The organism is Anabaena sp. UHCC 0253, assembly GCF_009712085.1.
Classification (GTDB): domain Bacteria; phylum Cyanobacteriota; class Cyanobacteriia; order Cyanobacteriales; family Nostocaceae; genus Dolichospermum.
The window spans coordinates 624,354-650,375 of record NZ_VILD01000001.1; the positions used below are offsets into that span (position 1 = coordinate 624,354).

Genomic DNA, 26,022 nt, shown 5'->3' on the forward strand with positions numbered 1-26,022 from the left:
ATGAATACTATCCATTTCTACTTGGAATTTATGGGCTGCTTTTATCGCTACTGCTGTAAATATTTTTGTTGTTCCTACTTGATGATACTTGTCTAGTTCTCTTCCTAGTTTGTCATCATTTAAATGTGATGCTAATACTCCTTCTCCTATTAAATGTTCTGTTGATTTTCCTACGAAAAATTCTCCAAATAGATATAATGGGGCGCTTAAAAAGCCTAATCCATTTAAAATCATTGCTTTTATTACTTGTCCTGGTGTTAGGGTTTCTTTTATTTTTATTCCCACTATTTTATTCACTTCTTCTACCAATTCCATTTCGTCTATTATTCCTGCTACTATTCCCAAATGGTCTATATTTAGGATTTTCATGCCAACTTGAGACTCTTTCATGGTTTTTCCCATCTCTATTTGATTTGATTATTTTAACAAATAAAAGCCTGAAATCTTTGCTAGGCAATCTTTTCAGGCTTTTATTTATGAAAATTTTTAATTCCTAAATTTGCTTTAGTATCTGCGGAATGTGGGATATAAAGTCTTACCATCACGACTTAACGCCAGTCCATAAACTCCCCCACCATGTCCCTTGAGTTCCATAACAGGATTCCCTGTTTTGATATCGCGTAATACTATAACTGCTTGATTTGGACCACTAGCAATAAATGTCTTGCTGTCAGGAGTAATTACTAAGGCATCAATGCTTGTACCCAAGGAAACATTATGAACTAGCTTGCCTGTTTTCAAGTCCCATGCTTTAAAACTTTTACCATCTGTGGTTCTGACTCCACCTGATGCGTAACTGTCATCATATCCACCACTGAGGAGCATTTTACCATCGTTGCTCACAGCTAAGGTAATGGGGGCTGATGCTTTTTCAGAACCACTTACTTGATATTCTTTTGGGGGAAGTGGTGGTGTAAAACTGCGGATTTGTCTACCTTTGGCCAAATTCCAAACACGAATCTTGCCGCCACTTTCACCACCGCTAAATAGGGTTTTCCCGTCAGAACTCATAGCCAGTGCAGAGGCTTCCACTTTGAGTATTTTTTGAATTTTTTTGGTTTTGAGGTTTCTAAACTTAATATTTTTATCACGACTACCAGTAATTAAGGTTTTACCATCGGGAGTTAATAATATTGCATTGACTCCATTTTTTTCGGTAATAGTCTGAGTTTCTTTGCCAGTTTGAATATTCCAAAATTTGATCGTGTTATCAAAACTGGTACTAATTACAGTTTGATCATCTGGTGTAATAATGATTCTTCTAATAGTAGAACGATGTCCAGTTAAGGTTTGAAGTAATTTGCCTGTGGTGGGATTCCACAGTTTAATAGTTTGATCATCACTACCACTAGCGAGAATTTTACCACTGGGAGAAAGGGTTAATGCTCGAACAGGTTCAGTATGTCCTGATAAGGTTAATTTAAACTGTTTTGCTGGTTGAGTGTTTGTGGGAGGATTAACGGCTGTATTGGCTATGACTGGCAGTGTAATAGTCAATGGTGTAGATAGAAGAAAACTGAGTAATGTTAAGGTTTTCCAGGGGATAGGCAATTTCATAGTGATAATGTGGAAACGTATTTTTAGTATACTTCTATAAGAAACTATGGATTCACTTTCTAAGGCAGAAACTAAATCTTTGGGTTGCAGATTAGATTCTTCTAGTAAAGCTTTTCAAGTTTTAGAAAAAGTTTGGCAAATACCTATTTAGATTAACAAAAGATTCAGAAAAGATTAATAGAAAGTTAATAAATAAATGACTTTTTAGGTATATCTATTGATGTTAAGGGTGCAAATACAATAAGAACCCTATCTATCTAAGGGGTTTTTTTATAAAAGTAACCTTTTACCAAAGTTTAACCTTTAGTATTCTCTCGGATATTAAATATTCGTGGTATTATTTTTTAGGATGGAATAATCAAATATATCCAATCTAAGTCGAATGTGAGAATTTTACTATCACATTTTTTCTGATAATTGCACCTTAAAAACTTTAATTTCGTTAGCGTTACCGCAACGCAAATTGATTTAAGGTAAATCTTTTTTTGGGCTGATTAAAAATTTAATTTTATGGAAAATATAGCCTCTATTTGAGGTTCATGTTTTCTATGGATTAGGTGATATCGCCCTATAGCTAATCAGTGCCTGATTTCTCGAACCACAACAATTCATTTATTCCTTTAGGAGGATATTGACAATGGCAGTTGCTAGATTAAGGGGGATACTAACTTACAATGATTCTACCTCCCGTACGATTGACAATCGTAATCATCACAGTACCGACAGAGTACGAACTGGATCGACTCCAAGAGGAGGACCCAGGTATACCACCTATTACAATTACTACGGCGAGATTCAGGCAGGTAGCGGTAATGACATAATTTATGGTGCTGACTACAATATAAGCACTGAAAAAATTTACGGTCGCGGAGGAAATGATCGCATCGTCGGTGCAAAAGGAAATGATCTCCTCGATGGTGGTGAAGGCAATGATACCCTCGAAGGTGGTGAAGGCAATGATACCCTCTACGGTCAAAACGGCAATGACATCCTTTCGGGGGGAGCTGGCGCTGATATTATCTATGGCGGTTCTGGTAGTGATGTCCTCTTTACGGGCAACTTAAGAACTAGTGGTAGCGATGACCTATACGGTGGATCACAATCCGATATCTTCGTTCTCGGAGAGGCTGCCCAGGCCATTACCACTTCGACTGGTGGTTTCGATGCGGCTACATTCTTTGGTGGTTTCGCTGCGAATGCTTCTGCCGTACTTTTCTCAACATACGCCCCAACTTACAAGATTACCAAGGATGTCGCTTCCCTTGCCATTAATGGGATTAAATCGCTTTTTGGTATAACTAGTACGAGCGTCACCGTCACACCTCCCCCTACAGCTACTTATGCTATGGTCAAAGACTTCAACCCCATTGAAGACATTATGATCATTCCACTTCAGCAGTCAGGTAGACCAAATGTATTCATTGGTGATGGGAATAACCTTGGCGACTTGCGTTTCAATTATGTAGATAGTCAAAGCAGTCTTTTTGCAGTGGCGAACCTAGATTACACTGGATATTTCTCTAATACGCTGGGTTGGGACGCTCTTGACACATTTTACACGAACCATCTTGCCAAGAGTGCGCTGATCATCGACAGTAATGGAATCTCAATAGGAGAAAATTCAGTATCAGGACTACCCAGCGATATTACATCGTCTCTGTCAGGGTTAGGCACTAACAGGTTCTTAGTTGTGGGTGCTTTAGGTCCCCAAAATATCACCGGAACACAAAATGGTGATAATCTCTACGGATCGAAGTATAACGACACCATTTATGGTTATGCGAATGGACAGGCTGGGGTAAATAACCCTAGTGGGACTGATACGGGTACAGACAACATCTATGGCTTCGGCGGCAACGATACCATCTACGGTGGGTCCGGCAACGACTACCTCTACGGTGGTGACGGCATTGACTACCTCTACGGTGGAAATAACGACGACAGGCTCTACGGTGATAATGGCAGCGACAGACTATACGGTGATTCCGGGAACGACTACCTCTACGGTGGGAACGACACCGACTTCCTCTACGGTGGTGTCGGCATTGACAGGCTATACGGTGATGCCGGGAACGACTACCTCTACGGTCAGAACGACACCGACTACCTCTACGGTCGTGACGGCAATGACTACCTCTACGGTGGTGCCGGTAATGACTACCTCTACGGTGATGCCGGCAACGACAAGCTCTACGGTAGTGGTGGCAACGACAACCTTTACGGTGGTACTGGCGCAGATAAATTCGTTCTCGAGACGGGTATAACGGGTAGGATTGTTATTAAGGACTTCAAAACTTCAGAAAGTGATAGGTTAGTAGCGGGTTCCAATACTACAAGTTTCAATACTTCTAACCCCTTCAGGAATGTTAATGGCAGTGCCGAGTACACCTTTTCGGGTGGTGCAACCTTTGTCATCGAAGGAATCGCAGCCAGCAGCCTTAATGGTCTCTTTGTTGCCTCTTAGGTGACTAACAGCTAGGCGTATCTACTTCTTCTTCTGGCGTTGCTGAGTTGGCGTATGATTTTTGGGGGTAGAGACGTTCCATGGAACGTCTCTACAAGAGTTTTGAATGTATGCAAAATCATTTTCATCCCTAAAATCAGCAACGCCTGAATAGCAACTTACATTAGATATTTTTGACACAATTGCCGAAAGTCTTCACCCCGCATTTCAAAGTTAGGATATTGGTCAAAACTAGCGCAAGCTGGAGATAATAAGACTACTGAAGCTTGATATTTTTTAGCTAATTCCGCAGACATGGATACAGCCTTTTCCATTGTTTCGACTATGTGATAATTGCTATATCCCACCTCTTGCAGCCGTTTCGCAAATGCTGGTGCTGCATTGCCAATGAGTAAGACGGCGGCGGCTTTAGCTTGAATTTGTGCCAACCAGGCGGTATCATCTCCGGCTTTGGCTTCTCCACCAGCGATTAAAATGGCGGGACTTTGCACAGATGCTAAACCGACTTCGGCTGCGTCGTAATTCGTGGCTTTGCTGTCGTTGATAAAATCAATGCCTTGCCAATTGCAGATATGTTCTAAACGATGGGGAACGCCAGGAAATTCACGGACAGCCTGAGAAATGGCAGTAATATCTATACCTGCTAATCTGGCTGCGGCGACTGACATGAGGAGATTTTGCTGGTTATGTTCCCCTACCATTCGCAATGCAGATACTTCAACAATGGGTTGGGGTGTGGCGCTGATTTTTTCCATTACCCAGCCATTTTCTATATAAAAGCCTTTTTCACCAATTAGGAATTTTTCACCTTTAACGCTTGTCCAATAGGCGTTGGGCCAATCATTTAATCCTAATTTGCTCAAATAAACATCATCACCATTAAATATTTGAATTTGGGAATTATGTAATAATTTGGCTTTGATATTATAGTAATTTTCTAATGTTTTGTGCCGGGCTAAATGATCTGGTGTGAAGGTTGTCCAAATCCCAATTCGAGGAGCTAAAGTAACAGAAGATTCAATTTGATAACTGCTAAGTTCACCAATTATCCAATCAGGGCGATTTTGGATTTTAGATTTTGGATTTTGGATTGCTACCTCACAAGCTGCGTAACCAATGTTACCACAGGCGGGAGCGTTCAATCCTGCTGTTTGGAAAATAGCCGCAGTTAAAGCAGTGGTGGTGGTTTTACCATTTGTACCAGTGATTGCTACCCAGGGGATATCTTGTAAATGTCGCCAAGCTAGTTCCATTTCGCCAATAGTTTCTATGCCTAGTTCTCGCGCTTTGGCTAAAATAGGAATATCCCAAGGAACTCCGGGACTGACAACTATGAGTTTGGATATATCAGAATTGGTGAATTCTGGTGTGTTTCCTAATTTGACGGTAATGTGTTCACTGGCGAGTTGTTGTTGTTGTTCAAGGAGGGTTGGGGAGGTGCTACTATCGCAAAGTTCTACCTCCCAGCCTTCCTGTTTCAACAATCTTGCCGCGGCAACACCGGACTTTCCGAATCCAATAATCAACGCTTCTGGCATAGACTGTGTAGCATCCCTGGTTAAGCTTCACTATAGTAGCGTTAATTGGTAGAAATTACACCACTTTTTGTTGCTTTATGCTACAAATTTTTGACTATCGCGCCAAAGTCAGCCAGAACACGAGCGTGATTTCGCAATAATCCCAGCAAATTTAAGCGATTTTGCTTAATATCGGGATTTGCGTCCATGACTAAAACGCTATCTTCACCATCAAAAAATGTACTGACTGTGGGGGCGATTTTCGCTAGTGCAGTTACTAAACTCCAGTAATCACGGTTTTGTTGTGCAGCTTTGGTTTCGGGAGCTAACTCAATCAGGGCGTTGTAGAATGCAGATTCAGAGGATTTTTGAAATAATTCGGGGTTAATTAAAGATTGGGGTTCTAGCTGCTGAAAGTCTAAATCACCTTGTGCAGCGAGACGTGTAGAACGGTTAACGGTTTCGTATATTTTATCTAATGTACCATTTTGGCGGATGACTTGGAGACAAGTTGCACGCTGGTCTACATCTGACAAATCCTGTAACGCCCGTTCTGCATATTCTGGATCATTTTCACCTAGAATGGCATTTACTAAATCATAATCTAACCGCATTTCTTCTTGCAAAATAGTACGAATACGTTGTAGGAAAAAATCCTTCAATGCTGTAGTTAATGATTCTTTGTCTTTGTTGAAGTTTGTTGCAAAGTCCGTTGCTATTTGTTCTAGTAATTCGCTGAAATTGATCGGCAACCTAATGTATCTGGTAATGTTAATTGCCGCAGTAGCTGCTTTTTCTTCTCTTTCTTTCCTATGGGCTTGAATCGGAATGCTAAGTAATACATTAGCTGCCCGTCTTAAAGCGAAAGGATCAGAAGAACCAGATGGAATTAAACCTAATCCAAAGAGACAGACTAATGTATCTAACCTATCTGCTATAGCAACTACCTGACCTGGGATGTTTATAGGTACAATCTCAAGTTCTTTGTCGTCTAATCTTACCGTTCTATAATGGTCAGCAATTGCTTTTGCGACTTCAGGATCTTCACCACTAGCCAAAGCATATTTTTCTCCCATAATTCCTTGTAATTCTGGGAATTCATAGACCATTTGTGTGACTAAATCTGCCTTACACAGTAGTGCAGCCCGTCTAGCTAATGGCAGATTTTTTTCCCAAAAAGATTTTTCATCTTCTGACTGTGCTTGAGCAAAGAATTGTTGAAAAATTTGCTCTGTAATTTTGCAAATTCTATCTACTTTAGCACGCACCGAACCCAATTCTTCTCGGAATGTAACTGTTTCTAATTGGGGTAAAAAGCTTTCTAAAGGTTTTGCTAAATCAGCTTCGTAGAAGAAACGTGCATCAGCTAACCGCGCTCGGATTACTCTAGCATTACCGACAGCGATAATATCAGATTTGGCAGGATCTCCGTTACTAATGGTGATAAAATTGGGTAATAATTCCTGGCAATCAGCATTTTTGAAGACGGGAAAATAACGCTGATGACTTACCATGACTTCGGTAATTACTTCTTTTGGTAAGTTGAGAAATTCTTCTTCAAATTGTCCGATAACTGCTGTGGGATATTCAACTAAATTGACAACTTCTGCTAGTAAGTCTGGGTAAATTGGGGTATATCCACCTAATTTTTCGGCGGCTGCTTTAACTTGATTTGTGATGATTTCGGCTCGGTTTTCTGGAGGTACATTCACATAACCAGAAGCCAAGGTTTTTACATATTCAGTAGCGTGGGAAATGCTGACGGGTTCGGGGTGTAAGACTCTATGGCTGCGAGAAAGGCGATCGCTTTTGACAACTTTTGCCCCATTCTCTAATTGTAGTGGTAAAATTTCCCCATCTAATAATGTGACTAAAGTGCGAATTGGCCGGGAAAATCGTCCGTCACCATGTCCCCACCGCATTAACCGCTTGCCTTCTAAGTTCCAAACCCATTGGGGTACAAGTTCGGTTAAAATATCGGCTATGGGACGACCAGGAATTTGTTTGTTAACAAAGACGAAATCCCCTTTGTCTGTGGGACGAATTTCTAAAGCGGAAATATCTACACCTTGCTTAGTCGCAAAACCAATGGCAGCTTTAGTGGGTTGTCCATCTTTAAAAGCTGCTTGTGCGGGTGGTCCTTTGATTTCTTCTTCCCTGTCTGCTTGTTGGGAAGGTAAACCGGTAATGAGAACTGCTAACCGTCGCGGTGTTCCATAGACTTCGACAACAGCATTGGGGAGATTGTGAGTTTCTAGGCTTTGGGGAATGCGCGATCGCCATTGTACAATAGCATCACTCAAAAAACCGGCGGGTAATTCTTCTGTACCGACCTCTAATAAAAATGCTGGCATAAGATACTGTTTTTAACTTGATGGGGCTTAATATTAGTCAATTCCAGCATTGTACCCTGACATCAGGTGGAGAGATGCGATGTCCAACTGTTGTGGCTGAATTTTCTGGTTCAAGTATACACACTAGAAATGTGTATAATGGAATTGGTGTCCAAGCTAAAGCCATAAATTATGCACCGTCGCATTAACATTACTTTACCAGAAGAGACAATTCAACTAATTGATCAAGTGATTCAAAAAGGTGATAGGAGTCGCTTAATTAACGAAGCCATACAATATTATATGGCTGAAAAAGCCTTAGTTAATCTGAGACAACAATTGCAAGCGGGAGCTATTCAAAGAGCAGAACGTGATTTAGGATTAGTGGAAGAATGGTTTAATTTGGAAGAAGAATTGTGTCAGACAAACGAATAATTTACCCCCAACGTGGTGAAATCTATTTAGTGAATTTTGAGCCTACTATTGGTTCGGAAATTAAAAAGACACGACCAGCTTTAATCTTGCAAAATGATATTGCTAATCAGCATAGTTCCATAACTATTGTAGCCGCTATTACTTCACAGTTTACAGCACCTTTGTATCCTACAGAAGTGCTGATTAAATCATCCGTATCTGGGTTACAGTTTGATTCCGTGATTCTTCTCAATCAAATTCGTTCAATTGATAAACAAAGGTTAATTAAACGCCTGGGAATATTAACATCAATAATTATGGAAGATGTAGATAAAGCAATGCAAATTAGTCTTGGTTTAATAAAATTATAAACCACTATTTTCATCTTGTTTCCAGGCTCGTCTAGCTAATTTGACGTAGGTTTTTACTGTATCATAGGGCATTTCTATATCTGTGGCGATCGCTTGCAAAGATTCTCCCATTTCTCGACGTGCTAAAATTGTCGCCCATGTTGAAGCGGTTTTCTCTGCTCGTTCTCCTCCGGTGCGTTGACGTTGTGCTTTAAATAATCTAGTTAATTCTTCAATACGCTCTGCTAACAAATTCGTTAAAACTTGTGAAGATATATTTTGTTCAGGTACTACCTGGTTTAAACAAGTTTGTCCTAATCCAAAGGTGGTTTTATGTCCAGTTCCACAGTAGCAAGCCAGTCTGATTAAGGCATAAAATAATTTGCTAAACTCAATATTAGTTAAAGCTTGTTTATCTAAACCGCAGGACATTGCACCTATAAACCCTGTCACCGAACCCCGTTTACCTGCGGCTACTTTCACAGATTCCAAGCGGTGTTGGTGAATAATCACATTTTCATCTATCCATGCTAAAAAAGCATCTTGTTCGACAGTCATTCCTGAAAAGTCATTCCAGCGACGCAGATAACTATGGAAAAGGTTGACAGGAACGGGTAAGGGGAAATGATGACCTTTGCGACGAAAGCTAGTTGGGGAAATAAAGCTGAGATTAACATCTCGGTATTTATCTGGTAATGGTTGCAATAGTTGGGCGTAAGTAGTTGGGGTATGGGCAATACTTACCTTTTTTATCTGCAAAGGTGCATCTTTTAAGTTTAAAATGGGTGGGAGTTTGGTTATCCATTGACTGAGAAATGCTGCTACTGGTTGGGAAAGGGCGTTGACGTGCCAAGTTAAATTTTGATTTGCCTGTAGTTGCAGTTGTTTACCGCTGGGAACAAATTGACCAGCTAACGCAGATATGTTAAATGGTTTTTCTGATTCTCCATCATGCAGATATGCCGAAAGTTCGGGATTATATTGACGCACTTGGTCGAGAAACCACGCATGAAGTCCTATGGTATATTGAGAATATAGGGATGTAGTGCTAGTGGCTTCTAGGTCAAAGACTAACCCTACCAGTTGGGTTTCATCTGGCCATGTGTCGGTTTCGCGCTTTCTGGTTCTAGCGAATCTGGGCATTTTTGGGTGTTACATTATGTGATGGTGAGTATTTTACTCTATTTCCGTCCCCTTGGGGGGATTATTTATTATGTTCAGTCATGTCTGATTGTATTTATGCTGCAAAAACGTGATCAACTGTGAGGGTTAATTCTGGGAAAGTTGGAGATATAATTCTCTCTGTATTCCGGTAAGCATTTGCTTGATAAATACCTTGTTCATTGAGAATATATACAAAAATTGTTGGTTCTTTAGGATTACCTAAATAATTACGACTACCAATAGCTAAATAATCAACTATCCAGTATTCAGAAATACCCAAACGTTGATATTCTTCTAATTTATCAATATAATCATCTTCCCAATTTGTGGAAACTATTTCTACTGCTAATTGTAATGGTTCAATAAAAGCAGTATAAGCAGATAAATTAGCATCCCACAAGTTTTTATCTACTACGCTCACATCAGGAACACGACCTTGTTCTTTACCATTTGCTGTTAAGGTTCTAATGGAAATTCTTCCAGATACTCTGTAATTGAGATTAAGACGTTCAACTTCCCGATCTAATTTTCTAGTGAGAAAATCTGCTAAATTATCATGTTTTCTGGTTGCTTGTATCCGCATAATTTCTCCATTTACAAGTTCATAACGACCTTCTTCGGGAAAGTTGTAGTTGAGGAATTGATCAAATGTGAATCGGTTTTTAGTTAGAGTCATGGTTTTGAAATGGGAGGGTTTATGTTTGTTTTTTACGAGAGTCGGCTATTACCTCATTTTTGGGTAAAAAGATTGTATCTACTATTTGAGGACGAAAATACCATTCTTCAGTAGAATCATCTATTAACTTCCATTCAGAATCAATAACCATATCCTGTATTTTTTCCCAGTTTTCTTCTGATAATTGAGTATCTACTTTCAATTTAATCTTAAAATCAATCCAGTGAATATCTGGAAATTCTGTAGCTATTGCGACAACTCTTTCTACCTCTTCTATTTTTTCAGCTATTTTTTCAACTAATTTTTGTATTTCAGGAGGAATCAAGGCAAACTTGGTTATTGAGTAGTTTTAATCCCCTTGCGGGGAAGTGGTGAAAACTGAAACAACTGTTCAATCACCATACTAGAGGCGTGTTTCAATCCCCTTATGGGGGAAACTTAAACGCTCTAGTGTTAGACAATAATAGCCTGACTTTATATAAAAGTCAAGCCATAATTTAGACCATTACTGTTAATTAGTCATTACTCAAATTGAGCAAGAGTAATTTCTTCATTGGGAAAATGAGCTACTATTTTGAGATTTCCACCAAGAGCTTTGATATAGCGAGAAAGAGTGGAAACTTGAATATCCTCTTGGTTATCTAATTCGGAAATAGTAGCTTCAAAATTATTGAAGTCTATTTCTATTTCATCCTGTGTCAATCCCAATGACTGTTGTAGTTCTAGGAGAGTAAGATGGAGTGACATCAGTTGCGCGCGAGTTTTGTTTTTAGCTCTGCGCTCTGGTGTCATCTGCTTTCGTAATTCGCTAAAAGGCTTTGTTTTCATATTAATCCTTCATCGTTAAGCTCTTTTAACAGTTCGTCGTAGAGCTTATCGGCTTTTGGTACGTTTTCTTCATACCAGCGATCATTACCCGTTTTGTTACCTCCTAAAAGGAGTATCGCAACTCTACGGGGATCAAAAGCATACAGAATTCGATATGGTTTTCCTTGATGCTGCACCCGAAGTTCTCGTATATTTCCATGACGAGATCCTTTCACGTCGGAAGTACGAGGAAAGCGAAGATTTGTCCCCCTTTCTTCAAGTAACTCTATCATTACATCAATAGAATCTTGTTCTGCTTCATCAAGCTTTACGTACCACTGCTCGAATTCGTCTGTGTACTCTACTTCGTATGTCATGTATTTCGGAATCCTAGTTTCTAAAAACGTTATGCTGTCTGCTGTTTGAAAAGTTGATTCAGTCGCTATGCTGTTTGCTGTTTGAAAAGTTGAGTCAGTTACTTTAGCTAACGCTTGAGGCGTTGGTTTCAAAGCAAGCGAGTTTTTAAGCTTGTACATACTTCTTTTATTTGATTATTAGAATGTGTACACCAAAAAAAATTGGGTACAGATTCTATATTACAACCCATACCCAGAATATTGCCATAAGCAATTACAGATTTTTTAGTCAATTAATCTAATCTTTTTTATAGTTCCATCTTCTCTAAGCTCTATGACTTCTACCTTTACTGTCTGTCCTTCCTGAAGAACATTTGCCTTTTTCGGTTCTTTTTGAGTCAGTTTAATGACTTCCAATATTTCATAAGTGACCTTGTTTCCATTGATTTTAGTAACTTTTGCATCTATAATATCTCCTTCTTTAAACTCTTGAGATTCCGTAACTTTCGCAATTTCTGCTTGACGAGCTGATTCTATAACTGTTGCTGTGGGTGTGGTAATTTCCCCAATAGGAATACCAGAATTTTTATAATATTTCATCAAACGTGATACCCAACCTAAGATTTGCAAAATAGTTACAGCATCACTGTTACTTTTAAAATATTGACTACAGGTAGCCTCTATATTGCGATAATATCTAGGAGTATCTTTACTATGGCTAATTTGTCTTCCATCTTTAACTAATATTTTAAGATAAGTTAAAAATCTGGATGTAGCATCATTTTTATCAATGACTGTGCGTAAATATGCAACAGCTTTACTTACTTCGTTGACATCTGTATGTTCTTGGACTAAAGTTTGGGCGATCGCATGAGCAATTTCCCACTGTTTATCTGTTAAACTCATAATTTAGTACATTCCTGTTGGTGCTGGTCTGTCATTGGGATAACGTAAAATCGCTGCTAGTTCTTTTAGCTGGTCTTCTTGAATTAAATTCGTTGAATGTGCAGCTTGAATTTGCTTTTGGATAAATTGCTGTAATTTATCTCCTGTTAAATCATCATTTTCACTCACTTGATAGGATGAATAACGCTGTTTTAAGTTTTGTGGTTGATTGATTTTATCAACATTTACTGTCATTGTTCCCATTCCAATTGGTTTACCACCACCTACTTTTAAAGCTATGGGATATTTTTTGTCTTGTCCCAAAACAATTAATAATGTTCCTAATTCTTCGGGAAGTAAGTTTTTAAAAGTAATTTGTGTTTTAAAAGTATATTCCTTTCCTGCTTGTTGGACAGAAATCCCGTCTTTTTGTCCTTTTTCAATGGCTTTGGACATATTATAATAAAACTTACGTCCAGCTAATTTACCTCGCTGATAATATGCGTCACAATTAGGACGAGGAGCATATAAAGAAGGCATAAATCCTGTAGAAAAGCCGATTCTTTCGCAGTTAGCATCATTAAAATCTAACAAACCTTGCCAATCTAATGCACCAAATACTCGACTAGCTGGACAAAGTTTTTCTTTATTTTTACAAGATAAACGTTCAGCCGGAATTTTTTCTTTGTATTTAGAAGTAATTGCGCCTAATGTACTATTAGTAATTGCTTCATATACGGAACGAATACAACCTTTTAAAGAACTTCCTTGAATTGATAATTTAGCATCAACTCCCTGAATCATGGTTTTCAGTAGGGAAATTTTACTACCTATATCGCTTCCTAAAACTACTGCACCTGTAGAAATATGCAATGATGTTTGTACTTTTAGTGTGAGGTGAATTGTCCCATGTAAACGATTTTGATCATATTTATGATGTCCAAAAGGACGTTGTAAATTAGGTTTTTCTCTAGGAAATGAAACAAAATCATAAGGTTTGGGATTTTCTGACTGAGATGTACTTTTAGGGGTAGGTTTATTTGGTTGCGAATAAGTCATATTTATTTCTCAACTGTGAGTGCTACAAAATGTACAGTTGCGGTTGTTTTATCCTGAAAATAGCGTTGTTTAATATTTAAATCTTTAGGATAATCAAAACCTTTAGGAAAGCGAGTTTCTGTTTTTTGATAAAAATGTGCCTTACGTTCTTCTATTTGCCAATCTTTACCTAATGGTTGAAATTCAGAATTTTGACCATTAATTGTTAAAAGCAATACTTCATAAGTATTTTGTCTTTTATGTTTCCATCTTAATTCAAATTCATGATTAAATATTTGCCCTTCTAACATAGGAAATTGATCATCTGTAAGTTTTTCCTTGATAATTCCACTTACTCTATTAGTCCAACGGAGAAAATAATAGGTATTTTCTGTTTTTAATTCATTGATTATTTTCAATAAATCGGACACGGATACAGGCTTTTCTTGATAACCAACGAAAGGCTTCATTTAGCAACTCCTAATAATTGACTCCAAGACCTTACACTGCGTTCAAATAAATCATTTACTGTTCCTTCCTTCCAAGTTAATTGCACACCAAAACCTAATTCCATTTCTTGGGCTGCAACTGGTGAATCTTGACTATCTTTATAGGGGAAACTATATAACTTTGCATCATCTTCTGTTAGAAATTCACCAACTCCTAAAAGGTGAGTATGTCGCCATTTTTTGCTAGTACCAAAAGCGCAAATTTCTTTTTTATCTTCTGATAAAATACAACCAGGATATTGGACAACTGCTTGATTTAACTTGACTTCTACAGTACCCAAACCGCGAGATTTAGCAAAACCTAAACCAAACCAACCATCATTTAAGTCGCGTAATACTAAACCTATTAAACCTAACTGTGCAAGGGTGAAGTTTTTTAAATGTAATTTAGTTTTAAATTCTCCCGCAGTGCAAACTTGATAATTAAATGGTCCAACAGCAACAGAACCAAATAATCTATCTATTGCAACACCATTTCTTTCTTCAGTTTTTACTGGTTTAGAATTATCAGGATAAGCATCTTCTATTCTGATTCTACTAGCAATAGAAGTATTACCAAACATTTGATCTGTAAAAGAAGAAAGTTTGTAAATATAGCTAGATGATTGATTTTTCAAATATTCATATTTATCATTTAATGGATCATTAGCCCAAGGTAAGTTTTTAGTATTAGCTTTTTCTTCTCCTACTGTTCTGACAATCCGTTCAGCATGAGCGCGAATTGCACCTTTTAAACTGCTTCCAGGTAAGTATATTGTCCGTCCACCAGCGTGATAAGTCTCCACAAATTCCATATCTGGTTTTGTTGGATCTGCTCCTTCTTTTCCAGATTTAATGAGAATGGGTCCATCAGGAATGATGCTTAAATCTATGGTGCAGTGATTTACAAATTTTTTGTGCATAATCTTAGTTTAATCAGGTAAATTTAAGCAACAGATAACACTAAATTATTTAGCTGTAATTCAGATTGTTGAAATACGAAATTAACAGAACTGAATAATTTATCTAGTTCATAAATACTAAAAGGAGTTATGTTTCTGGTAAATCTGTCAGTTTCTAATTTACCAAATTGCCATGTTGCACCATTAGAAACAATCCCAAAAATAATGATTTGATATTCTCCATTTAATCTTTGTGCTGCAATCATTTCAGCTAAACATTGCGCCCAACCGCCTTCAAAATTGTCTTGTTTGGCTTCAACTAAGATAAAGTATGGTTTATCAAAAACGATTTTACCTAATGGCGAACGTTTAGCTAAAATATATTCAGGAAAGCCTGATAATTTCTCGTCATAATTTAATGATTGATGACTCCATAAAACAAAGTGTTGGCGGTATGTTTTCCAAACTTCTTTGATAACTGGGTAAATGAGATTTTCACAAATAGCAAATTCTGAATTATCAACAACAGCATCCCGCATCATTAGTTCTAAATCTTCCCGAAAATAGTCGGAGATATTAAAAGCAAGTTCGCTGATAAAATTAGCTTCTGTATAGGTAACTTGAAATGCTTTGAGGACTTCACTGATGGTTTTGAAATTACTGAAAGCCATATTATTCTCCTGCAAGAATTGACCTGGTGGAATGACTATTAATTTTCTGCTCTAAATGGTTAATTAGAGCTTGTGTCCATTTTGTTTTTAAAGGCTTTGCATCAGTATATCCTGACTCATTATTTACCAGCTTTTTAAGATATTCTAGTAATTTATTTGGGTCAGTTTTTGTGGGGTCTTCTTCGTTAGTTGCGTCTACCCAGTGCATATCCTTGATATCTAGTTTAACAACTCCTAACCCACGAGAACGTCCACCACCAAGGGGAATTTGTTCTGTTTCAAATTGGTGTAACCCAATCATTAATAATCCTAGTTCCCATTCTGCTGCGTTTTCTACTACTGCGCGAAATTCAAATTCTGTACTAGCTGGTACTACTTGGAAATCATAAAGTTTCCCGTCGGCTGCTGTTTCGGTGTCTCTATCAATTGCTACTCCGTCTCTTTCTTGATATTGTCCAAACCATGTATCAGTTACTACGGTTAAGTCGCGGACTTGGAATTTACTTGCTATCCAAGGAGAACCGAAAAGTTGAGATATTAAATCTGTCATTTCCAAAAGTTCTCGTGTTAATTCTAAGTCATTATCTTTGTACTGTTCTTTTAAATCTTTGACGTACTTATTTCTAGCTAAACTGGTGAAATCAGCAGGATCTTCAGCAAAACTAGAATCAATTCCTCTCAGAAAACTTTCTAGACGGGATCTTAATGCACCTTTAAAGCTAGAACCTGGTATTAATGGTTGTCCTAATGCGTCTTTGATGACGGGTAAATCTGTTCCGATAGGTTCGGTGGATCGTCCTTGACTAATTCTTAATGCGGTGATTGTTGTGAGTTTACCTGTGATTTCTAGGCGGTTTTTGAATGTGTCGAACATATAAATTTACCACTTAATTATTAATTAATTGAGCCGGAGACAACTAAATATATCCTCAACAGATATTTTCCAGTTTGCTAAAGCATTTAACACAGGTAAAATATCTTGATTCTGCTTAATTTCTGGTAGTTGATTAGGTAAAAAAGTCATGATTAAGCGTTCTTGAGGGTCAATAAGCCAGCCTAACTCTGTACCATGTTTTAAGCAAAATAAAATATTGTTAATTACACGGGTTGAACTTTGTTCCGGTGATAAAATTTCAATTGTCCAGTTTGGAGGATTTGTAAATTCATTCTGAATTTCACCATTATCATCAAGAGGAATTAATTCCCACTTAAAAATACTGATATCTGGAACAATAGAACGACCTCCAAAGGTACAACGCAATTCTGTAAATGCGCGAGCTATTTTTTTCGGCGTAGCTATTTGATTAATAGCAGGTGCTAAAAATGTTTGTAATGCGCTGTGTTTACCTTTAGGCATCGGTTTTTGGTAGATGTTACCATCAATATATTCACTAGCTGGTTTTGTTTCTGGTAGTTTCAGGAAGCCTGTTAAGGAGATTAGGTTTGTGATGGTAGGGGAAGTCATAATGTTAGATTAAAGTATTTAGAGTGAGAGTTACGGGTGATCATTTACATAATCATGTTCACCAAAGTGACGCATACGTAAAACTTTTACTTTTTTGTGTGTAGAATCTTGAATTTCATCTACTACACAACTTACTCGCCAACCTTCATTCTTATTAAGATAAAAGTGATCAATTTGATTTTTTCTTAATCCACCCTCACATTTTTGACCACCTTCGTATCTTCTGTATTCAAACTTCGGATCAATACGGCTGGTATCTCCATTAAATTTCAGCATAATTGCAGATATTTCTGAAAGTGCAGAATGTAACTCAAATTTTATTTTTTCATCAACAGTACGCCGTTCATAATCTTTATGAAAGGATTTTTCATAAATCAAGCGAGGAAATTCTATTAACTCCTGTGTAAAGAAATTATCCTTATATCTATTCCAAAGCAAACGTCCCCAATTATTTAGAGTTGCTTCATCTCCAATTTTAGATATTAAGCTATCTGGCACACCTTTAAGTTCTGACAATTTGATATAAATATCTACAGATTTCGATGCCATCAGAGCAAATTGGGCAGGTTTAATAACAGAATAGTCAATTTCTATTGGTAATTTAGGTATTGTGATATAGTCTAAATTCCCTTCAAATATATAGATGATTTCAGCACCATATAACATTCCTATGGTGTTTGCGTAACCTTGCATAGCTTTAAAACCACCAGCAAGATTAAAATAAATATCATGGGTATTTTTATGTGCTAAAAATATTGTATCCCACCATTCTAAAAGCTCATCAATTCCGTATGAGAATCTATCAGTGTCGTATGTAGAAAGTTTTTTGGGTTGTTGAATATGAGCGTTGATTCCTTCCTTTTGCAAAAATTCTTGGACAATTTGTGCAGTGATTTGACCTTGATAAGTATCTGTGGCAATTAACCAATGAATATCAGATTTACCCTGTTCAAGTTTTCTGTCATATAAACCATAAATACCATTCAGTTCAGCACTTGCATCTCTAATTTGCTTACTATTTTTGGCATTGTATATTTTATCTTCTGCTCTATCTTTTAATTCCAGAATAATTTCTTTAGCTCTATTGCTAATTTCTTCCTCTGTATGATTTGCAGATGCTTGTATTTCTGTAAAGTATTCTTCTGAATCAGTAAAAACATCAATTTGATTAGTTAATAAACTTGTTCCTACAGTAGATACTACAAGTCTTGGCATAAATAACTCCTGAATAACTTAATTTTCAACTTCGTTTCTATAAACTAAATAACGTGCGCCATATCCTAAGTAACGACGAATTAACTCTATCCAAATAGGATTTAACTCATCAGCATCAGATTTATTTTGAATATCTCTAGCGAGAGGCTTAATGTTGTCGTTAAAATCATTAATAATTCTGTTAGCCAAAGAATTTTCACCCCTCCCCCACTTTTTACCTCTTCCTACTTGATATAATAAAAAATTTTTAATTACTTCTACACTATCGGTAGTATCGGCAACGCGGACTAAATTACGAAATTGAGATTCTTCTAAGCCTTCATAAATTGTTTGATTTAAAGCATTTTGAATCCAAATCACTAAATGATCTTCCTTCTGACGAATACCTTTTTGTATTTTTAGTTGTTTTTGTTGTTCTGAAAAATCACTCATACTGCCTCCTCTCTCATTACTAAATGAAACTCATTACAAATTTCTACCTGTCCAAAACCTTCGCAAGTTCTTTCACCAACTCCTCTTAATTCTAAGTTAGCTAAAGCTGAATACCATTTTTCCCGGTGTGAGGTACTAAATAAGTAAACAGCACCTTTATTAGTTACTAATTCTACATCTTTCATTAACCCACAAGCAGCATTCCAACCAGAACGATAGTCATAACTACTGTAAGCAGCATGAAGTTCTAAAGATGAATCATCTACTCCTGTAAATTGTTGTAGCATGGCTGGAGAAATTACTGTTGTTCGTCGCCAATTTTCAGTTAAAATTGCATCTGCTTGTAAATCTAATGTAAAATATGTTTTTTGTGGTAACTCTTTAATTGTATTACCAAAAATTGACCATTTCCTCCAGCGTTCCCACAATTTAGAGTTAAATAAGTCTATTTTTTTTGAATATTATTTGTAACCTCTCCTATTTTAGTATTAATTTCTACTTTTCCTAAACCGCGTGAAGTCGAACCACCAAGGCGAAAATTTTGATAATTGTTAGTTATGAACTGATGTAACTTATCTCCTATATTTTCTAAATTGCCTGGCAACAAAATATATGATCTAAAAAATGAAGAGTCATGATTTTTAGACTCAAATTCATTAATTACTTCAATACTGTATAGTATTTCTTCTTCAGATGTTGCTCTTCTGCGATTAATACCAACTTTTGTTAAAAGACGTTTACTTAATGAAGCATTATAATACATTCCATTTATTGTGCTATAAAACCCACTATATGGCTCAACTCGTTTCCCATCTTTTGGACAATTAGGATCATAAGCTAGACCATGATATTCTGAACAAAATCTATCTATTAAGCTATCAAAAACACCATTATTATCAGTAGAACATTTACCATTTCTCTTTCTGCAAAATCCTGGGTTATTTTTGGAACTTAAAGCAGTTGTAGGTAATAATTGTATTTTCTTGATGTTTTTTTGATTGAAAATACTACTCTTTTCAGCTACATTCGCAGGATAAGCATTTTTAAAAATAGCAGGTTCATCACCTAAAAACAAAGCCTGAAAATCACCACCATTTTCACTTAAATCACTAAACTGTTGACCAGATTGTTTTAAGATTTCACCGGCAATTGCCCCACGAATGACACTACCAGGAATATAATCTTCACATTCACTAATAGAACCACCAGGTTTTTGTCGAGAAATTGCTAAAGGAGATAAAGCTTTAATTTGTAATTCTATCTTCTTCATTGTATCTCACCTTTTCCTAAAAATTCCCAAATCTCTGTTAAATTTATATTTCTGACTTCATTTTCTAATTCATCTAATTGCCAATGCAACCAACCTAAACCAGCAGATTTACTACCACCTAAGGCATAAATTTGTTTTAAACCTATCAAAATTAAGACTTTTGCATAATCTGGTCTTTCTGGTGTTAAACTTGGTTGAATATGTATCTTGCCTTGAAATTTAAGTTTTGCATTTGCTGGTGATGTTTCTAAAAAATAAAGTTTATTTTCTTCCCCAGTCCGACGACGACGGTTTATAGTTACACCAGGACGGATAATTTCTGGTAAATTTTCTGGATCTTCTGTATAAATCAAATCATCAAAAATTACCCGCGAAGGTAAAACCGGATCACCAAAAATCTGACTAATTAAACAGTGATATGTGTTCTCATATCCTGGTATTTCATATTGCGAACGTTTAAATTTATCTGGTGCGTTATCTCTCCTAATTAACATTCTTGCCGCATTGGGAGATTCAGAAATTGCCCAGTTTAAACCTCTTAGTATTTTTTCGCATTCATGACGCACTCTTCCCTTAATTTGTGAACCAGGAATTAATAAATTACCTTCTGGGTTGCGGACGATTGGTTTATCTGCTAAAGAACCTGATGAACCTCCCGCACCTACACATAAAGCTGAATCAATTATGGCGGTAATTGTGTAAGGTTTAACTTGCCTATTCTTATTTTCTATTAATGATTGAAGTTGTATCATGGTGTAGTTTCCTGTTCTACTTTCTCTGAATGTTTAGTATCTGCAAATTCTATTAAACCAAATAAATCTACCATTTCTCTCCAGATAGTTTCATATTTAGTTTCTTCCTTGGAATTTTCTTTGATATCGCACATCCAAGGTGCTATGTTACCATTGTTAGTTTTTGCTGGACACCATATATGTTCAAAGTTTTCTTTCAGTCTATGTCCTTTATTCAAGCGATAACGAAAATAATAATAATTTAAACTTGCAGTTCTTCTACCTTTTTCTAAAAAACTACGAATTTGATATAGTTGGGATTTGGGAAATTCGGCTTTTTGCAATGCTTGAATAGATTTAAAAAATTTCTCCAACTCAGGTAATGTATAAGGTGCAGCATACAATTTAAGTTTATCAAAAGTTAAAGCTTTATTGCGAAATTCTTCTATGCTTGCAGAAATCATAGTTACTGATTTCATGGTAAAGAAATCAACTGTACCACCATAATAAGTGATTTTTTTGTTTGTTTTTTCATCCGTATAATTTAAAGTCTTAGCATATTTTTTTGCAGATTTTAATAGCTGTGTTACTAAATTTTCTGCATAATAAATTGGTGTGTTATAAGCTGTAATCAATACACCACTTGACATACTTAATTTACATTGATTATGTTCTGATATAGTTTCATGAAAACGATGAAATTTGTTAGGATTGGTTAGTTTCTCTTCTATTTTGTAGTCGCCTTTTATGTGTAAATTCGATATTTCAACTTCACCTAAAAGTATTTTTTCAAATTGCTCACCAATAATTTTTGCAATTTGTAAAGCTTTATCAGCAGGTACGATTAATAAAATATCATCACCGCCAATAGTGAGAATTTCAAAAGGATGAATGAAATCACCATTTTTTAATCTTGATTGAGATTCGTCAATTCCTTGTAATTTACGAGGTTTTAAATTCTCAGCTAATGCGATAAAAACTGCATATCTGGTTGCATTATCTACGTCTTGGCTAAAGTCTTGATATTCTTGAGGAGTGCGTATTTTTTGAATTGCACCACCCATGTTATTACCATCTGCATAAATATAAGCAATATATCCATTACTTACTTTACCCAAATGTGTCAGAGATTCAGCTATTTCAATGTTATCAAAATTAGAATTTTCAGCATATTGATATTTTTGTTGATGATTATTCGCTAAAAACGACTCAAATCTTTTTATCCAACCATCATCTATTGGATGTTTACCTTCTGGATACCAATCAGTTTCTTTATATTCTCCAGTTTTCACTCTATCACTAAACTTGCGTTTGATAGCAGAGGATTCAGAATAATATGGTTTTCCAGGAAGATCATTGGCTTGAGTAATTGCAGAACGTTTTTCAGTTTCATCTCTCCTTAAATATGGATGAGTTTCAAACATTGGTGGATAACGACGAGTAGGACGATTTTCAAAGTCATTACCGCTACGACGTTGATTAAAGCTAATTGCTAGTTTTGTAGTTAGTTCGTTAAAACTCTTGCGGTTTTTAAAATTGTCTTCTGGAATAGAGGAATTTTCGGTGATTTTACCAAAATATGATTCTATGATTTCATGATTATAATTTTCTTGATACTTCTCTAACCAAAAAGTATCTTCTATATTATCTCTTAATAAGCCCAATTTAATTTCTAGTAATTTAAATGTTTCACCAACTGCACAGGAATTAGCGGTTAATGTTCTATATGTATAACGCTTTTCAATTGCATTAGCTAAGTCATCAACAAAAGCAGGGGGACAAAAAGCCAGAATATTTCCACCTGTCGAATAGATGATTAATTCGGGAATGAGAACTTCTGATAATTCGCAATCTTGATTAAAATTCTCATTTAACCATGTCCTCACATCATTACATTGAATAGAATATAAGTTTTTATCTCTTTCATTAGAAGATTCTGGCTGATAATTATGGTTAAAAAATGCACGTAAATCAACTACGTTAATTTGATCTAAAAGTCCAGAAGCACCTCGAATATCAGGAAGTTTCTCAGATTCAAATACATAACCTTTAACTTTAGTTACACCACCATAAACTAAACCAATTTTAGATTCCCACAAAATAGGGTGTTTTTCAGTTAATTGCTTTAAATCATTTAAGGTTTCGGGAAATGGTAAATTATCTAATTCTTTAACTGCATCAACTAAAGCCTGAACTTCATCTGGTACATCTCCCTTACTTCTCAAAGCCTTCTGCATTTCTCGCAAAACAGTAATATCAAACTGCGGTTTTCTGTCATTTCCCCAAGCCAAACACCAGCTAATTGCTGTGATAATTTCCTGCTGATAACTATTCATAACCAATTTCCAACGGTGATATTAACTGCTTTAAATTACTTTTTTACTTACTGATTAGACTTTTAACCTGCTGTAACAACACATCCGGTAAAGGATTGGTCTTACCAAGTATCAAAGTACCATAAGTCATCTCTAAATAGGGTTGAGTTTTGTGAACAATTGCTACATCTGCTAAACTACTAATTATTGTTGCAACAGGACTTAAATTCCCCCTGTCGTGACAAAATTCATGCCAAGGTGCAATAGACTCCAGTTGAGAACTGATAATTAAATAATGGCTACAAGCCTCTAAAATCGGTAACTTCTCCGGTTGTACCATCCCCCCAACATCAACAATTACCAAAGATTTTTGTCGCCGTAATTGTAAAATAGACTGGGCATGATAGGGATAAAATCTATCTGTTAGCTTACCCCGATCGCGTGCCTTAAATTCCTCAAGTTCCGCATCTGTAGCATTTTCACCTAATTCTAATAAGTAATTACCCTCACCATCCCAATGGGCGCGTTGTAAGTAAATATCCGGGTTGTCAGCTAACAAAGCTTGAAATAAAGCATGGGAAAGGACACTTTTGCCACTATTGGGAGGACCAACAATCATCAAGGCTGGACAAAGGCTGCTGATTTGAGAAATTGTAGTTTCTCCTGGCAATTTCCTGCCATTTTCGGGATGAATGGGAATTACTTCACCACTATGCACCAATTTTGAATGAGTAGCAACGACTACCGCACCCAACCGAGGATCATAACAAGCTACCCAAGCGGTAGGATGTAGCTTATGAACAAGACACGCAAATAACCATATTGGCGCACGACCAGAAATAATTATTCCCCCAGTAGCATCAATTCCCTTGGGTAGAGATAGATCCATTAAATCATCAGGTGTGATTAAACGGTCTTTTGCTACTAACTCAATTAACAAAAATTGATAATGGAGATTTTCATAAACTTGGGTTTCTCCTAAAGACAGAGATAATGGCGATAAATTCATTTTCGTTCTTCCTGAGTTGGTAAATCTTGATACTCTCTAGCCATAACCTCTATATTGTCTGATTCCCACTGTGCGGAAATCACATCAGGTTGAAGATTACCGATAAGTCGGTATAAAGTTCTGTCACATAACCAGCCTATTACTAAGCTACTCACAAAAACAGAGAAAGTACAAATAATTACCGCCCATAATCCCAAAGGGGCAATAATCAGGATTATCCATGTCACACCTGCATTACCCAGCGCCACACCGTAATTGCGGTATTTAACTAACTTTTTGGCTACAGACTTAGACATCAGAATATCTGCCTTTTTTGGTTGAACAAGTTCATTATGTCACCCCGATAGAAAAGGGGTATTCCAACGACATTGCACAATTATCACAGCGGGGTTTTCTCACCCCATCACCAATTACTTACTAAAAATGACAACTTTATATTTAACGGAAGCCGGAACAGTTGTTCGCTATCAAAACGAATCTCTATTAATAGTCAAACAAAACAAATCCCAGAATTTCCGGTTAGCGGAAGTTACCCTAGTCGTTATTTTACCAGGAGTCCAGTTAACTGATGTGGTAATTTCCCAATTACTGGACAAAGGAATTGAAACAATTTTTCTGCGTCAAGATGGGCAATTTCGCGGACGACTGCAAGGGCAGTTTCCCAGTAATCCTACGGTCAGGCTTGCTCAATATCGAACAGTAGAAACTACTTTTGGTATGGCGTTGGCGCAAAAATTAATTATGGGTAAAATCCGCAATCAACGGGTATTATTACAACGACGTAATCGGGCGACAGAGGGGAAAATTACGGAGTTGAGTGAAGCTATTGATTTAATCAGTGCCTATTCATCTCGTTTAAATAATACCACTACACCATTTAACCGCGATGAATTGATGGGAATTGAGGGGATTTGCGCCCGCACATATTACCAGGCTTTACGTCATTGTTTCCCGTCTCAATGGAATTTCACAGGCCGCAACCGCCGCCCACCTCTTGATCCCATTAATGCGTTATTAAGTTGGGGTTATGGTGTTTTGTTAGCGCGGGTATTTGCGGCGACTGTACAAGCGGGCTTAGATCCCTATTTGGGTTTTTTCCATGCGACTGAACCCTATCGTCCGAATTTGGTTTTAGATTTAATGGAGGAATTTCGTCCGGTGGTGGTGGACCATGGGGTACTGGCGATAATTCAATCGGATATTTTAGGACTTGAGGATTTTTTACCGTCTCCTAATGGGGAGGGAATCTGGTTAGGAATTATGGCGAAAAAGTTGCTTTTTGGGGGAGTTGGAAAGAAGATTAAGAACTTCTGTTTTATATCCTCCACAAAATCGCCGTTTAACGTTAAGTCAAATATTAGTAGAACAAGCCCGGTGTGTGGGACGGTGTTTAATACATTGTGAGTTGAGTTATGAAGCGTTTGTGATTAAATAATGGACAATGGACAATTGACAATTGACAATTGACAATGGACAATGGACAATTATAAGAGAATGCAGAACAATTTACAATTACAGGAAATTGCAGGTAAATTAAGCATAAAGCAAATTTTATTCCTAAATTATTCATTGTCAATTATCAATTGTCAATTGTCAATTATTTCTACTTGTTTTAATGATTGAGGTTAAAAGTCTAATTAATTCTCTGTTATCATTATTGATACTTTTGTATTCTTTTTCTGTGAGGTAATCTGTTTTATATAATAGTTCTATCCAGTAATCGGATTCATTTGCTTCTTTCAAGGAAATTGCTAACTTATGAATGAAATCTGCTTTACTTTCTGCTTGTTCAGCTTCTCTTACTAATGCTCCAATTGCAGTACCAGATCGTAGTAGTTGCTTTGATAAAACAAATTCTCGTTTTTGGTCACTTAAATATTTATATAAATTGACAATACGAACGGCAAAATAAAAGCTTTTATCCTTAATAATGTTTTCTTTCATAATACTTAATAATTGACAA

28 protein-coding genes and 1 pseudogene are annotated in these 26,022 nt (G+C 36.7%); 4 read left to right on the plus strand and 25 right to left on the minus strand.

The window, feature by feature from the left end; all coding sequences use genetic code 11:
- Positions 1-390 (minus strand): DUF4277 domain-containing protein (locus tag FJR38_RS02745; RefSeq protein ID WP_168535242.1); only part of this gene is annotated, 390 nt, incomplete at its 3' end.
- Positions 391-504: 114 nt separating this feature from the next.
- The gene (locus FJR38_RS02750) at positions 505-1,557 is read right to left on the minus strand and encodes a WD40 repeat domain-containing protein (protein WP_168535244.1); all 1,053 of its coding nucleotides are present in this window, start codon (positions 1,555-1,557) and stop codon (positions 505-507) included.
- 637 nt (positions 1,558-2,194) lie between these two features.
- Between FJR38_RS02750 and FJR38_RS29155 the strand changes: the two genes are divergently transcribed.
- Positions 2,195-4,021 carry a calcium-binding protein gene (locus FJR38_RS29155; protein WP_168493742.1) on the plus strand — a complete coding sequence of 609 codons (1,827 nt, stop codon included), beginning with the start codon at positions 2,195-2,197 and terminating at the stop codon, positions 4,019-4,021.
- Positions 4,022-4,179: 158 nt separating this feature from the next.
- On the opposite strand, the gene murD is transcribed toward FJR38_RS29155, so the two are convergent.
- The 3 genes from murD to FJR38_RS28960 all read right to left on the minus strand — a co-directional run bounded on the left by murD (position 4,180) and on the right by FJR38_RS28960 (position 8,058).
- A complete protein-coding gene (murD, locus tag FJR38_RS02760) occupies positions 4,180-5,559 on the minus strand; it encodes a UDP-N-acetylmuramoyl-L-alanine--D-glutamate ligase (RefSeq protein WP_168535246.1) in 1,380 nt (459 codons plus the stop codon).
- Between the two features lie 80 nt (positions 5,560-5,639).
- Positions 5,640-7,892, minus strand: a complete 2,253-nt coding sequence (gene glyS / locus FJR38_RS02765; RefSeq protein ID WP_168535248.1) for a glycine--tRNA ligase subunit beta — start codon at positions 7,890-7,892, stop codon at positions 5,640-5,642.
- Positions 7,893-7,929: 37 nt separating this feature from the next.
- Positions 7,930-8,058, minus strand: coding sequence for a hypothetical protein (locus tag FJR38_RS28960; RefSeq protein ID WP_256366913.1), 129 nt, complete (start codon positions 8,056-8,058; stop codon positions 7,930-7,932).
- 5 nt (positions 8,059-8,063) lie between these two features.
- Between FJR38_RS28960 and FJR38_RS02770 the strand changes: the two genes are divergently transcribed.
- Both FJR38_RS02770 and FJR38_RS02775 read left to right on the plus strand, forming a co-directional pair.
- A complete protein-coding gene (locus FJR38_RS02770; protein ID WP_168493736.1) occupies positions 8,064-8,306 on the plus strand; it encodes a ribbon-helix-helix domain-containing protein in 243 nt (80 codons plus the stop codon).
- Positions 8,288-8,656, plus strand: coding sequence for a type II toxin-antitoxin system PemK/MazF family toxin (locus FJR38_RS02775; RefSeq protein ID WP_371418126.1), 369 nt, complete (start codon positions 8,288-8,290; stop codon positions 8,654-8,656). The genes FJR38_RS02770 and FJR38_RS02775 overlap by 19 nt, the downstream gene beginning before the upstream one ends.
- On the opposite strand, the gene cas6 is transcribed toward FJR38_RS02775, so the two are convergent.
- From cas6 to csx18, 19 genes and pseudogenes are all read right to left on the minus strand, one after another.
- Entirely contained in the window at positions 8,651-9,778 is a 1,128-nt protein-coding gene (gene cas6 / locus FJR38_RS02780; protein WP_168493734.1) for a CRISPR-associated endoribonuclease Cas6, read from the minus strand. The two genes, FJR38_RS02775 and cas6, sit on opposite strands and share 6 nt — an antisense overlap.
- Positions 9,779-9,872: 94 nt before the next feature.
- Positions 9,873-10,475, minus strand: coding sequence for a Uma2 family endonuclease (locus FJR38_RS02785; RefSeq protein WP_168535250.1), 603 nt, complete (start codon positions 10,473-10,475; stop codon positions 9,873-9,875).
- A 19-nt stretch (positions 10,476-10,494) separates the two neighbouring features.
- Positions 10,495-10,800: a hypothetical protein gene (locus tag FJR38_RS02790; RefSeq protein ID WP_168535252.1), complete on the minus strand. Its 306-nt coding sequence runs from the start codon at positions 10,798-10,800 to the stop codon at positions 10,495-10,497.
- A gap of 197 nt (positions 10,801-10,997) precedes the next feature.
- The gene (locus tag FJR38_RS02795) at positions 10,998-11,303 is read right to left on the minus strand and encodes an XRE family transcriptional regulator (protein WP_168535254.1); all 306 of its coding nucleotides are present in this window, start codon (positions 11,301-11,303) and stop codon (positions 10,998-11,000) included.
- Entirely contained in the window at positions 11,300-11,818 is a 519-nt protein-coding gene (locus tag FJR38_RS02800; protein ID WP_168535256.1) for a type II toxin-antitoxin system RelE/ParE family toxin, read from the minus strand. Before FJR38_RS02800 ends, FJR38_RS02795 begins: the two co-directional genes overlap by 4 nt.
- A gap of 105 nt (positions 11,819-11,923) precedes the next feature.
- On the minus strand, positions 11,924-12,544 hold the full coding sequence (locus tag FJR38_RS02805) for a hypothetical protein (RefSeq protein WP_168535258.1): 621 nt from the start codon (positions 12,542-12,544) through the stop codon (positions 11,924-11,926).
- Positions 12,545-12,547: 3 nt separating this feature from the next.
- The gene (locus tag FJR38_RS02810; RefSeq protein ID WP_168535260.1) at positions 12,548-13,582 is read right to left on the minus strand and encodes an RAMP superfamily CRISPR-associated protein; all 1,035 of its coding nucleotides are present in this window, start codon (positions 13,580-13,582) and stop codon (positions 12,548-12,550) included.
- Positions 13,583-13,584: 2 nt separating this feature from the next.
- Positions 13,585-14,031 (minus strand): hypothetical protein, encoded by a 447-nt coding sequence (locus tag FJR38_RS02815; protein WP_168535262.1) that lies wholly within the window; start codon positions 14,029-14,031, stop codon positions 13,585-13,587.
- Positions 14,028-14,972 (minus strand): RAMP superfamily CRISPR-associated protein, encoded by a 945-nt coding sequence (locus FJR38_RS02820; protein ID WP_168535264.1) that lies wholly within the window; start codon positions 14,970-14,972, stop codon positions 14,028-14,030. Before FJR38_RS02820 ends, FJR38_RS02815 begins: the two co-directional genes overlap by 4 nt.
- A gap of 23 nt (positions 14,973-14,995) precedes the next feature.
- Positions 14,996-15,622 carry a hypothetical protein gene (locus FJR38_RS02825; protein ID WP_168535266.1) on the minus strand — a complete coding sequence of 209 codons (627 nt, stop codon included), beginning with the start codon at positions 15,620-15,622 and terminating at the stop codon, positions 14,996-14,998.
- Position 15,623: 1 nt separating this feature from the next.
- Positions 15,624-16,496, minus strand: coding sequence for a CRISPR-associated RAMP protein Csx7 (gene csx7, locus FJR38_RS02830; protein WP_168535268.1), 873 nt, complete (start codon positions 16,494-16,496; stop codon positions 15,624-15,626).
- Between the two features lie 24 nt (positions 16,497-16,520).
- Complete coding sequence (locus FJR38_RS02835; protein WP_168535270.1) at positions 16,521-17,087, minus strand: Uma2 family endonuclease; 567 nt, start codon at positions 17,085-17,087, stop codon at positions 16,521-16,523.
- 30 nt (positions 17,088-17,117) lie between these two features.
- Positions 17,118-18,302, minus strand: a complete 1,185-nt coding sequence (locus tag FJR38_RS02840) for a putative CRISPR-associated protein (RefSeq protein WP_168535272.1) — start codon at positions 18,300-18,302, stop codon at positions 17,118-17,120.
- An 18-nt stretch (positions 18,303-18,320) separates the two neighbouring features.
- Positions 18,321-18,734 carry a hypothetical protein gene (locus FJR38_RS02845; RefSeq protein ID WP_168535274.1) on the minus strand — a complete coding sequence of 138 codons (414 nt, stop codon included), beginning with the start codon at positions 18,732-18,734 and terminating at the stop codon, positions 18,321-18,323.
- Positions 18,731-20,004, minus strand: a pseudogene (csx10, locus tag FJR38_RS02850) (CRISPR-associated RAMP protein Csx10). The gene FJR38_RS02845 and the pseudogene csx10 overlap by 4 nt, the downstream one beginning before the upstream one ends.
- Positions 20,001-20,756 (minus strand): RAMP superfamily CRISPR-associated protein, encoded by a 756-nt coding sequence (locus FJR38_RS02855; protein ID WP_168493701.1) that lies wholly within the window; start codon positions 20,754-20,756, stop codon positions 20,001-20,003. Before FJR38_RS02855 ends, csx10 begins: the two are co-directional and overlap by 4 nt.
- A complete protein-coding gene (gene cas10, locus FJR38_RS02860) occupies positions 20,753-23,071 on the minus strand; it encodes a type III-B CRISPR-associated protein Cas10/Cmr2 (protein ID WP_168535276.1) in 2,319 nt (772 codons plus the stop codon). Before cas10 ends, FJR38_RS02855 begins: the two co-directional genes overlap by 4 nt.
- A gap of 43 nt (positions 23,072-23,114) precedes the next feature.
- On the minus strand, positions 23,115-24,059 hold the full coding sequence (gene crn3 / locus FJR38_RS02865) for a CRISPR-associated ring nuclease Crn3/Csx3 (protein ID WP_168535278.1): 945 nt from the start codon (positions 24,057-24,059) through the stop codon (positions 23,115-23,117).
- Entirely contained in the window at positions 24,056-24,355 is a 300-nt protein-coding gene (gene csx18, locus FJR38_RS02870) for a CRISPR-associated protein Csx18 (RefSeq protein ID WP_168535280.1), read from the minus strand. Before csx18 ends, crn3 begins: the two co-directional genes overlap by 4 nt.
- 127 nt (positions 24,356-24,482) lie before the next feature.
- Here csx18 and cas1 point away from each other — a divergent pair, with 127 nt between their 5' ends.
- A complete protein-coding gene (cas1, locus tag FJR38_RS02875; protein ID WP_254449325.1) occupies positions 24,483-25,463 on the plus strand; it encodes a CRISPR-associated endonuclease Cas1 in 981 nt (326 codons plus the stop codon).
- Between the two features lie 189 nt (positions 25,464-25,652).
- Here the strand turns inward: cas1 and FJR38_RS02880 are convergent.
- The coding region (locus tag FJR38_RS02880; protein WP_217359970.1) for a four helix bundle protein at positions 25,653-26,022 on the minus strand (370 nt) is incomplete at its 5' end.